Genomic DNA, 10,372 nt, shown 5'->3' with positions numbered 1-10,372 from the left:
ACCCAGGCGTCAAGACGAAAGAGGACGGTGCGGAAACCGCACCGGGCACATGCCAGGTGCGGCCCGTGCGTGAGCACCTTCCGTCAGAGCGCTGAGTAGCTCAAGGTCACCTAAAGTGATCAACATCGAATTGGAGTGATCCCCGTCACGCCGCCATTGCCGCAGTGGATCTCCGATCACCCCGAAGATCATCTAACCGCACAAATCCGCCATGTCCGACAGGCCGGACCCGCAAAACCAGACACAAGATCAAATTCCGGCGTTACGGAACATATTCAAGGAGTGAAGATCACGGATTGATAACGTTGACGGGATAGACGGGACGTACCGGTGGCGTGCGATCGTGTGCCCGCATTTCTGCCCCACGGCCCGCCGACAGGGGCGGTTCTGCGCACCGTCTTCCTGTCCGCCCGGCCCCACGGGAGTAGACCGCCGTGACTGTGCCTCGCCTGCTCAGCCCACTCGTGCGTACGCGCACCCGGCTGTTGTGCACCATGGGCCTTCTGCTGGCCGCCGTCGTCGCGGCGACGCTGCCGTGGTGGCCCGGATTCGACGGACCCGACTCCCGGCCGGCCACCGCCACCCCGGCCGTTCCGGTGTCGACTCCCCCGCGCGACGAGGCCACCGCGATGGCCGAGGCGCTGCGCACCGGCCAGGAGGTGCTGGTGGAGACCGCCACCACGCCCACCTCGCTGACCTGGGCACTGCCGAGCGGTCGCTGGCGCTCCACGTCCCACGCGGTCCCACAGCGCGCCAAGGACGCCACCGGGCAGTGGGCACCGATCGACACCGCGCTCACCCGCACCGGTGCCGCCCCCGACGGCCTCGGTATCCGCCCGGTCAACGCCGCGGTGCCGGTACGGTTCGCCGGCGGCAGCGAGCCGAACAGCCCCGAGCCGAGCCCCTCCCGCCATGCGCTGCGGCTGGTCGCGAACACGCGGACCGAACCGGCCGACACGCCGCTGGCCGAAGTGGAGATCGACGGCCACACGGTCACCTACCTGTGGCCCGGTGCGCTGCCGGAGCCGGTGCTCGACGGTCCGCGTGCCCTCTATCCCGAGGTCCGGCCCGGCGTGGACCTGCTCCTGGTCGCCCGCGACGACGGCGGCTTCGGCCAACTGCTGATCGTCAAGACCCGGGCGAACAGCACGATCGACGCCGTCCGATCCCTCGTCTACGGCCTTGAGTCCCCGACCGCGACCTTCCACCACGACCGGGAGACCGGCGGCGTCCGAATCCTCGACTCCGTCGACGGGGCGGAGATCGGCTCGATCCCCACCCCCTTCGCCTGGGACTCCGCCGGCCAGGAACCCGAAGCGCCCCCGGCCGCACCCCGCACCGCCGTGGACACCGACGCCGACGTGCTGAACCTCTCCGGTCTCAGCGGCGTCGAGCCGGGCGCCCGCCACGCGCCGATGCCCACCCGCCTCGACGGCGACGGCTCGGGGCAGGTACGCCTGCACCTCGACGCCGCCGCCAGCGGACTGCTCGACGACGCCGACGCGATCTTCCCGATCTTCCTCGACCCCACCCTGAACACCACCACGCAGGCCTGGGCCACCGTCTACAAGCAGCACCCGAGCACCAACACCTGGAACGGCACCAACTTCAACTCCGGCAGCACGGACGCACGGGTCGGTCACGAGCGGAACACGCCGCTGACGGCTCGTTCCTTCTGGCGGATGGGCTTCAAGAGCACCCTGAAGGGCCCGGACATCGACACCGCCACATTCCGGGTGCTCAACGTCCACTCCTGGAACTGCACGCCCCGCCAGATGGAGCTGTGGCACACTGCGGCGATCTCGTCCGGCACCACCTGGAAGAAGCAGCCGACCTGGCGCTCGGTCCAGGACCGGAAGTCCTTCGCCTACGGCTACGACGGCAGCTGCGACAACGACTACGCCCGCTTCAACGTCCTCGCCGCCGCCCGGTCGGCCGCCAACAGCAGCGACTCCACCCTCACCCTGGGCATGCAGGCGACCAGCGAGACCGACACGCTGACCTGGCGCCGGTTCCGGGTCAGCACCGCCCAACTGACGGTCGAGTACAACTCGCCGCCCAAGGAGCCGACCGGCGGCAGGAGCACCCCCGGCGGCAACTGCGTGCCCGGCCCCGGCAGCGGCGTCACGGTCGCGAGGACCAACCTGGAGCTGTACGCGAAGGCCACCGACCCCGACAACAACCTCAAGGCGCTGCGGTTCCGCTTCTGGAAGACCGGCTCGACGGTGCCCGCCGGCACCCTGGTCACCGCCACCAGCAGCGGTGAGGCACGGCTGACCATCCCGTCCAGCAGCCTGGAGGACAAGGCCACCTACTCCTGGGACGTCCAGGCCGAGGACCAGGTGGGCGCCACGTCGACGTACTTCCCGCCCGGCAGCGAACCCTGCCGGCTGAACGTCGACGCGTCCGCGCCGCCCGCCCCGACGGTGACCAGTGACGTGTGGCTGGAGGGCAGCCACGACGGCGACACCTGGGCGACGGTGAAGTTCGGCGGGACCGGCCCGATCACCTTCACCGCCACCGGCGCGGTCCGGTTCACCTATGCCTTCGAGTCCATCGGCAGCACGTCCGTGAACGCCACCAACGGCACCGTCACCGTGCCCGACCTCAGACCACGGCACGCCGGTCCCACCACCCTGCAGGTGTACGCCTACGACGCGGTCGGCAACCGCAGCGTCCGCACCGACTACACCTTCTTCGTGCCACCACGGGACGAGGCCGACGGTCCCGCCGACATCACCGGTGACGGACGACCCGACCTGCTCATCATCAACGGCGACGGAAACCTGCGCACCTACGTCGGCGACGAGGGCGGTGAGCTGTACGACCACCTCGCCGCCTCCTACAACGACAAGGGCGAGCAGAACCCACCCGGGCACTGGTACAACCCCGCCACCGGCCAGGCCGCACTGATCACCAAGCACTCCGACGCGTACCCGGGAGACGGGCTCACCGACCTGTTCGCCCGTACCCCCGACGGCGGGTTCTGGCTCTACCCCGGTGACGGATACGGCAGCTTCAACGTGGACAAGCGGCTGCGGATCCTGCTGCCGGCCAACGTGCCGGCCCCGTCGACCTGGACCCAGATCAAGGCGCTCGGCGACATCACCGGTGACGGCAAGCCCGACCTGGCGCTGCGCTCCGGGACCCAGTTCTGGGTGCTCTCCGGCTACACCGGGGCGAGCTTCCAGGAGGCGACGCTGATGGAGGGCACCGCCTGGGCCCGTCGGGAGATCCTGAACATCACCGACTTCGACCGGGACGGCACGCCTGACCTGCTCTGGCGCAACCTGGACGCCGGCACGCTCTATGTCCGCCACGGACGGCCCGGGTCGGGCCCGAACAGCGTCAACCTGGACTCGCTCAAGCAGGCGGCCAACTCCCGCGACGGCGACGTGCGGATCGGCACGGGTTGGACCGAGACGACGTACAACGCGGTCGTCGGCATCCCCGACGTCAGCGGCGACGGGATCCCGGACCTCTGGGTGCGGGCCGGTGTGGACGGGAAGATCCAACTGCATCGACCGTCCCTCACCAACATCGACGCGTCGGTGCAGGTCGTGCTCGCCCCGAACTACAACTCGTTCCGAGCCTTCGGCTGACCTGTCACACCCGCGGAGCCCGGAGCCCGGGCGGGGAAGCAGCCTCGCCTCGGCGAAGGGCTTCGCGGGACAGGAAGTCGGCGCGTCGGATCACGTCCGGCAGGCGGTAGCGCGGGCTCAGCGTCAGCGTCAGCGCGGTCACCCGGTCCAGGTCGGTGCGGTGACCCACGGAGACGAAGACCGGCTTGACGTCGGTCTGCGTGCGCAGGGCGTGGCCGAGCACGTCGTCGCCGTCGGAGAGCACCGACCGGTCGCCCCGACGCGGCCCGGGTGCGGCGTACGTACCGACGAACGGGGTCTTGGCCACGCCGAAGGTGGGCAGGCCGGTCACCACGCCCAGGTGGCAGGCCAGCCCGAACCGCCGTGGATGGGCGATGCCGTACCCGTCGCAGACCACGGTGTCGGGGCGGCGGCTGAGCCTGCCCAGCGTGGTGAGCAGGATCGGGACCTCGCGGAAGGCCAGCAGCCCGGGGACGTACGGGAACGTCACCTCGCCGGGTACGACGACGGTCTCCACCTCGACGCCGGTGGTCAGGTCGACGAGCACGGCGGCGGCGGCGGTGACCCGGGTGGAGGTCTTGTCGTAGGAGACGTCGACGCCGGCCACCAGCGTCGGCGGGGTCGCCGGGCCGCCGGTCAGGTCGAGGTGCTGCCGCAGTTCCTGCTGGACGCGCTCGGCCTCGGCCACGGTACGCGCCTCGACGAAGGTCAGAGCCGGATCGGAGGGCATGTCAGGCGGGCCGGTGCGGGGAGAGGATCGCCATGATCCGCAATCGTAACGGCGGCCGGCGACCGGGCAACGCGATCGCCCCGGCCGGCGCTGGCGGCACCGGCCGGGGCGATCGTCGGTCAGGTCACTGCCACAGGGCGTTGGCGACCTGCGGGTAGAGGCCCTCGGGGTGGGCCCGGAACAGCGGTTCGGTGCCGAACAGGGTCACGTTCGCGCCCTTGGCCACGCCGCTGACCACCACCGCGTGACCGGCGGCGGCCTCCTGTCCACCCCAGTGTCCGGCGAGGAAGAAGCCCTCGGCGGCCAGGCGCTGGTCGACGCGTACGCCGTCGCCGACCCGGGTGAAGTACTGCGGCGCGTCGACGAACGCGGTCGGCAGCGCGTTACCGGTGATCGGCGAGGCCGGATCGTTGCGCACCGCGACGATGCCGTTGGCGTCGCTGCGGCCCGCCGCGATCGTCACGTCGAGCAGCCCGGCGCGGTCGTTGAACAGCTTGCCGCTGCTGCCCCGGCCCACCACGGTCCCGCCGTCGCCCAGCCACCGGGTGAACTCCGCACTGCGGGTGGCGTCCAGGCTGAGCGGGTTGAACGAGGTGGTGGAGACGAACAGCGCGTCGAAGTCGGCGAAGGAGAGCGCCCCGCTGTTGAACGCGGTGTGCGTCACCGAGATCGGCGCGAAGCCCATCTGCCGCAGGGCGTGGATCTCACCGGCGTTGGCCGCGACCCCGAGCCGGACCCGGGACACCGGCGTGGCGGTACGCGCCTGCGGCGGCGTGATCTTCGTGAACTCGACGCCGTACGCCTCGGCGATCGGACCGACCACGGCGGCACCGGCCGACACCACGAACGTCCCGTCGGGGGTCCGTCCCAGCGTCACGCCGTCGTCGAGGAGCCGGTTGACCGCCTGGATGCCGGCGACCGAGTCGACGACCAGCCCGTACTGGCTACGGTTGCCGGGTGCGACGGAACCCGTGGCACGGGCCTCGGTCACCGGACGCAGCACCTTGTCGTCGAGCGTGACGTTCCGGGTCACCCGCTGCACGGTCGCGCCCCAGAGGTGACCGTGGCTCCAGGCCGAGATGTCGTACATCGCGTTGAAGTCCTGGGTCACGTCCCGCCCGACGTCGAGCAGCGCGCTGACCAGGCCACGCTTGGCCTGACGCATGTCGACGACGTACGCGCCGGCCTCGTGGCGCGTGCCGTCGAGGGTGAACGGACGCCAGGCGCGGTGCACGACGACGTCGTTGTCGAGCATGAACTGCACCAGCCGGGCCGCCGCGGTCTCACTGCGCTGACCGGTACCGGCCGGGATGACGTACGCGCGGGGGAAGCTCTGCGGGTGCGTCTTGGCGTTGTCCCCCCGGGCCAGCGAGAGGGCGAGCGGGTCGTCGATGGGCCGGGTCGGCTCCCCGGCGGCACCGCGCCGGAACCATTCGAGCTGGTTGTCCAGCAGCGCCGCCCGGTTCTCGGTGGCGTACCGGAGGTTCCCCTCGATCGACGCCCGGGCCACGGCGGTGTTGATCCGGGTGCGCTCGTGCCGCTCCGCCTCGGTCAGGTTGCCGCGCGGGTTGAGCGGCACCTCGATGGTGTGCCCGATGGTGCCGTGGTACATCGAGTACATCGGCGTGAAGATCGGCGGCCAGTCGTCCCAGCCCTGTGCCCGGTCCCGGAACGGGATGTCGGTACGCCGACCGCCGCTGCCGTCCGCGCACGAGGCGCGGGTCTCGCCGGTGGCGAGGACGGCCTGCTCCATGGCCAGCGCGTTGCGCAGCGCGTGCGTGATGTAGAGGTCGTACTCGTAGTTGTCGCCGTGCGGGCCGGTGGTCGGCTCGATCAGCGTGCACGAGACGTACCCGTGGATGTCCACCATGGTGAGCGGGCTGTAGCGGACGAGTTGCGCGCGCACGGCGCGGACCTCGGGCTGCGACGCCGTGATGAAGTCGCGGTTCATGTCGAAGCCGTTGGCGTTGGCCCGGGTCGCCGCGACCCGGCCGTCCGGGTTGCTGGTGACCACGAAGGCGATCACGTGGCGGTCGAGCATCCCGACGACCTCGGGGTCGGTGGAGAAGGCCAGCTCCTGGAGGACCTGGAGGCTGGCGTCGGTGCCCTCCCACTCGTTGCCGTGGATGTTGTTGTTGACGAACAGCGGGGTCCGCCAGGTGTCGTAGCCGCCGGCCGCCATCGTGGCCCGCGCCGCGACCGGGTCGCTGAACCGCAGGTCGGAGAGCTTCTGCCAGGACGTCCAGGCAGCGTCGGACATCGGCGAGGTGGCCACCACCAGGTGCAGGTCACGGCCGAGCACGGACTGCCCGATGACCTCCACGCTGATCCGGTCGCTGCGCTGCAGGCCGCGCAGCGCGGCCGGGATGTCGTGGTACGGGATGAGGTTGAGCGGGATGGACGCGTCGGTCAGCTCCACCGGCACGTCCTGGATCACGTCGTTCCGTGGTTTGCCGGGCAGCTTCGCCGACGGGGCCGGCTGGGCGGGTTGCCGGCCGGGGGCGTCGGCGGAGCGTCCCCGCTGCTGCGGCGACCCGACGGTGAACGGCAGGTCGGTGTCGGACTGACCGCGGGGCGACTGGACCGACGCGCCCGTGGGGTCAGGGGCGGCCGGAGCCGCCACGGCGGCGGGGGCCGGTCCGAAGAGGAGCACTGCGGCGAGCAGTGCCATGAGTGGTCGTCGAACAGCCACGCAGGTACCTCGTCTCGAGGAAGGTGGGGTGCCGGGAACTCGTGATCGCCGACACCGTGATGATTGGCTGTTCTACCAGCGGCGACAGTCCACGTCGATAGCGTGCGACGGCCGGGAGCGCTCCCCCGCCAATTCTTCCCGGCAACCCGGGCCAAATCGGTTAAGCAGTGGTCACGTCCGGGTTTCTCGGCCGGTCTCGACCCGGGTCAGCGGGACCCGGGAGCGGTCCGCACGAACGTCTCCACCTCGGTGCCGCCATACCAGTCGGTGCGCCGGCCCAGGTGGGTCATGTCCAGCCGGCGGCAGACCGCCGTGGACCGCTCGTTGCCCGGCAGCACCACGGCGTACACCCGCTCGGTACCGGTGGCGAACTCGCGGGCCAGCACCGCCCGCGCCGCCTCGGTGGCGTAGCCGTGCCCCCAGGAGTCGGGGTGCAGGTGCCAGCCCACCTCGATGTCGTCGGTCGGCGTCATGCCGTCGGCCCCGGGCAACGGCTTGAGCAGTACGCTGCCGGCCACCACCCCGGTCCGGCGGACCTCGATCGCCCAGAGGCCGTACCGGCCGGCGTACGGGGCGTACCGCTCCCGCCAGGCGGCCAGCCGGGGGGCCGCCTGGTCGGGCTCGGTCAGTCGTCCCGCTCCCCCACCCAGCCAGCGCATCACGTCCTCCCGGGAGTAGAGGTCGTAGAGCCGGCGCAGGTCGTCCGGCGTGTCCCGCCACTCGCGCAGCAGCAGCCGCTCGGTCACGTCCACAGTCATGGTCGCCGATCGTAACGGCGACGACCACCGCGCGTTGGGTGTGCTGCCGGCGACACCAGGCGTGGGCGGAGCCGCGAGGGGGAAGAGAAGCGGGATGGGCGGTGCGTGGCGACGAACCAGACGGATCACCCGGGCCGCCTTCCGCCCGGTACGCGGACGAGACCTGTCCCTGCACGCCGCCGCGATCACCTTCTACGGGGGCATCGCGGTGGTGCCGGTGGCGCTGCTGGCGATCTGGCTCACCGCGCTGCTCGCCGGAGGCGACCGGGTACGCCGGCTCACCGCGTACGCCGTGGAGACCCTGCCGGACGCCATCGGCGCGCCCCACGCGGTGGCCGCCCTGGTCGACGCCGGGGTGGGTCTGACGCCCTGGCTGGCGCTGGCCGCGCTGCTGCCCGCGTCGCTCTACGGCGAGGGGCTGCGCCGGGCGTTCGTCTCGGTCGCCGCGCCCCGCTCCGACGAGCACCTGGTCGGCTGGCGGGGTCGGGTGCTGCTGCTGCCGCTGCTCGCGCCGGCCCCGGCCCTGCTGCTGTCGATCCTGCTGGCGCTGCCCACCACGACCGAGCTGGTCCGGCGGGGCGGCTGGGCCGGCGTGCTCGGCGTGGTGCTGTCCTTCCTGGCGGTGTGGCTGGTGCTCACTCCGGTGTTGATGTGGGTCTTCCGGGTGGTCGGCCCGGCGTCGCCGGACTGGCTCTCCACGCTGGCGGTCGGATCGTTCACCGCCGCCAACCTCTCCGGCTTCCTGCACGGTTTCGTGCTGTTCGCCTCGCTCCCGCTCGACCTGGGCCTGCCCTTCGGCGGTCTGGTCGAGGTCGGTGCGGCCGTGGCTGTGCTGCTCTGGCTCTATCTCTTCCACGTGATCGTGCTGGCCGGCTACTCCGCCACCCTGGCGCTGGCCGACTGGCGTACCCGCCGTGCCGCCCGCGACGGGTCGCCGGCCTGAGCATGATCAACTCGGTCCCGGAGCAGGTGCGGACGGGTTAGGGTGCGGGGATGAGGGGTGAGGTTCCAGGGCGCGCGGACGTGGTCATCATCGGATCCGGACACAACGGGCTGGTCTCCGCCATCCTGCTGTCCCGAGCCGGCCTGGACGTGCTGGTGCTGGAGGCCGCCGACGTGATCGGCGGTGCCACCCGCACCGAGAACCCCTTCCCCAAGGTGCCCGGGCTGCGCCACTCCACCGGCTCGTACCTGCTCGGGCTGATGCCCCCGGAACTGCTGGCGGCGCTCGACGTCCGCATTCCGGTGCGACGCCGGGACCCGCACTACTTCCTGCCCACCCCCGGCGGCGTCGGATCGCCGTACCTCCTCTTCGGCACCGACGCCGCGGCCACCCGGGCCCAGCTCGCCGAGTTCTTCTCCCCCGCCGACGTGGCCGCCGACGACGCGTTGCAGGCCGAGCTGGCCGCCCTGCGCACGGACCTCGCCCCCGCCTGGCTGGCCGAGCCGCTGCCCGCCGAGGAGACCGCCGACCGCTACGTGCGGCCCGAGCTGCGGCAGGTCTTCGTCGACCTGGTACGCGGCTCGGTCGCCGACTACCTCGCCCGCTTCGACTTCCACTCCGAGCTGCTGGCCAGCATGTACGCGGTCACCGACGGCCTGTCCGGGCTCAACGCCGGCCCGGACGACCCCGGCACCGGGCACAATTTCCTGGTGCACAACATGTGCCGGCTGCCCGGGTCGGACGGCACCTGGATGATCGCCGAAGGCGGGATGGGGACCGTGTCGCGTACCTTCGCCGACGCGGCACGCGCCTCCGGCGCCCGGATCGTCACCGGCACCCCGGTCACCGCGATCACACTCGACGGCGGGGCCGCCTCCGGTGTCGTCCTCGCCGACGGACGGCAGGTCGACGCCGAGGTGGTGCTGGGCGCCTGCGACCCGTACCGGCTGATGGCGCTGCTGCCCGACGGCGCGTTGCCGACCGAACTCGGCGAGCGGATGACGGCGGTCCGGCGTACCGGCACCACGCTCAAGCTCAACCTGGCACTTCGCGACCTGCCCCGCTTCTCCTGCCTGCCGCCGGACGCGCCCAGCCCGTTCGGGTCCACCATCCACCTGCTGCCCGGGTCGGCGTCACTGGCCGGTGGCGGCGGCGAGTCGCCGATGGCGGCGCTGCGCGCCATGTGGGCCGACGTGCAGGCCGGGCGGCTGCCGCAGGAGCCGACGATCGAGTGGTATCTGCACACCACCGTCGACCCGTCGCTGGCCGACCCGGACGGGCACCACTCGTCGGCGTTGTTCGTCCAGTCCGTGCCATACGAGCTGGCGGGCACCACCTGGGACGCGGCGCTGCCCGGATACGTCGCCCGGCTGGTGGAGATCTGCGAACGGTACGCCCCCGGCACCGGTGACCTGATCGCCGACGCGGTGCCGCTGCCACCGCCCGGCATCGAGGCGCACTTCGGCATCACCGGCGGGCACATCCACCACGTCGACAACACCGTCTCGTTCACCGACCGGATGCCGTACGCCACCGGTGTCGACGGGGTGTACGCGGGCAGCGCGGGCTGCCATCCTGCGGGCAGCGTGATCGGCGCCGCCGGACACAACGCCGCCCAACGCATCCTCGCCGACCTGGGCCGCTGAG

The 10,372-nt window shown here is 71.7% G+C and carries 6 protein-coding genes; 3 read left to right on the top strand and 3 right to left on the bottom strand.

All coding sequences use genetic code 11. From position 1 onward, the window contains the following. Positions 1-434: 434 nt before the first annotated feature. Positions 435-3,602, top strand: a complete 3,168-nt coding sequence (locus ABT008_RS04990) for an FG-GAP repeat domain-containing protein (RefSeq protein WP_350693710.1) — start codon at positions 435-437, stop codon at positions 3,600-3,602. Positions 3,603-3,606: 4 nt separating this feature from the next. Here ABT008_RS04990 and ABT008_RS04985 read toward each other — a convergent pair whose 3' ends face one another. The 3 genes from ABT008_RS04985 to ABT008_RS04975 all read right to left on the bottom strand — a co-directional run bounded on the left by ABT008_RS04985 (position 3,607) and on the right by ABT008_RS04975 (position 7,782). Beyond that, positions 3,607-4,332: an endonuclease V gene (locus ABT008_RS04985; protein ID WP_350693709.1), complete on the bottom strand. Its 726-nt coding sequence runs from the start codon at positions 4,330-4,332 to the stop codon at positions 3,607-3,609. Positions 4,333-4,456: 124 nt separating this feature from the next. Next, entirely contained in the window at positions 4,457-7,024 is a 2,568-nt protein-coding gene (locus tag ABT008_RS04980; protein ID WP_350693708.1) for a M14 family metallopeptidase, read from the bottom strand. A gap of 206 nt (positions 7,025-7,230) precedes the next feature. Continuing rightward, complete coding sequence (locus ABT008_RS04975) at positions 7,231-7,782, bottom strand: GNAT family N-acetyltransferase (RefSeq protein WP_350693706.1); 552 nt, start codon at positions 7,780-7,782, stop codon at positions 7,231-7,233. Between the two features lie 94 nt (positions 7,783-7,876). On the opposite strand from ABT008_RS04975, the gene ABT008_RS04970 reads away from it, so the two are divergent. Together ABT008_RS04970 and ABT008_RS04965 are read left to right on the top strand one after the other, a co-directional pair. Beyond that, positions 7,877-8,725 carry a YhjD/YihY/BrkB family envelope integrity protein gene (locus ABT008_RS04970; RefSeq protein WP_350693704.1) on the top strand — a complete coding sequence of 283 codons (849 nt, stop codon included), beginning with the start codon at positions 7,877-7,879 and terminating at the stop codon, positions 8,723-8,725. Positions 8,726-8,775: 50 nt separating this feature from the next. Beyond that, on the top strand, positions 8,776-10,371 hold the full coding sequence (locus tag ABT008_RS04965) for a phytoene desaturase family protein (RefSeq protein WP_350693702.1): 1,596 nt from the start codon (positions 8,776-8,778) through the stop codon (positions 10,369-10,371). The last annotated feature ends 1 nt before the right edge of the window (position 10,372 follow it).

The organism is Micromonospora sp. NPDC002389, assembly GCF_040296095.1.
Lineage (GTDB): Bacteria > Actinomycetota > Actinomycetes > Mycobacteriales > Micromonosporaceae > Micromonospora.
Note: the sequence above shows the minus strand (reverse complement) of the source record. Positions and strands in the feature narration are given on the sequence as shown.

Coding starts and splice junctions, on each gene's coding strand:
- ABT008_RS04975 (WP_350693706.1), bottom strand. CDS start 7,782: ATGACTGTGGACGTGACCGAGCGGCTGCTGCTGCGCGAGTGGCGGGAC.
- ABT008_RS04985 (WP_350693709.1), bottom strand. CDS start 4,332: ATGCCCTCCGATCCGGCTCTGACCTTCGTCGAGGCGCGTACCGTGGCC.
- ABT008_RS04970 (WP_350693704.1), top strand. CDS start 7,877: ATGGGCGGTGCGTGGCGACGAACCAGACGGATCACCCGGGCCGCCTTC.
- ABT008_RS04965 (WP_350693702.1), top strand. CDS start 8,776: ATGAGGGGTGAGGTTCCAGGGCGCGCGGACGTGGTCATCATCGGATCC.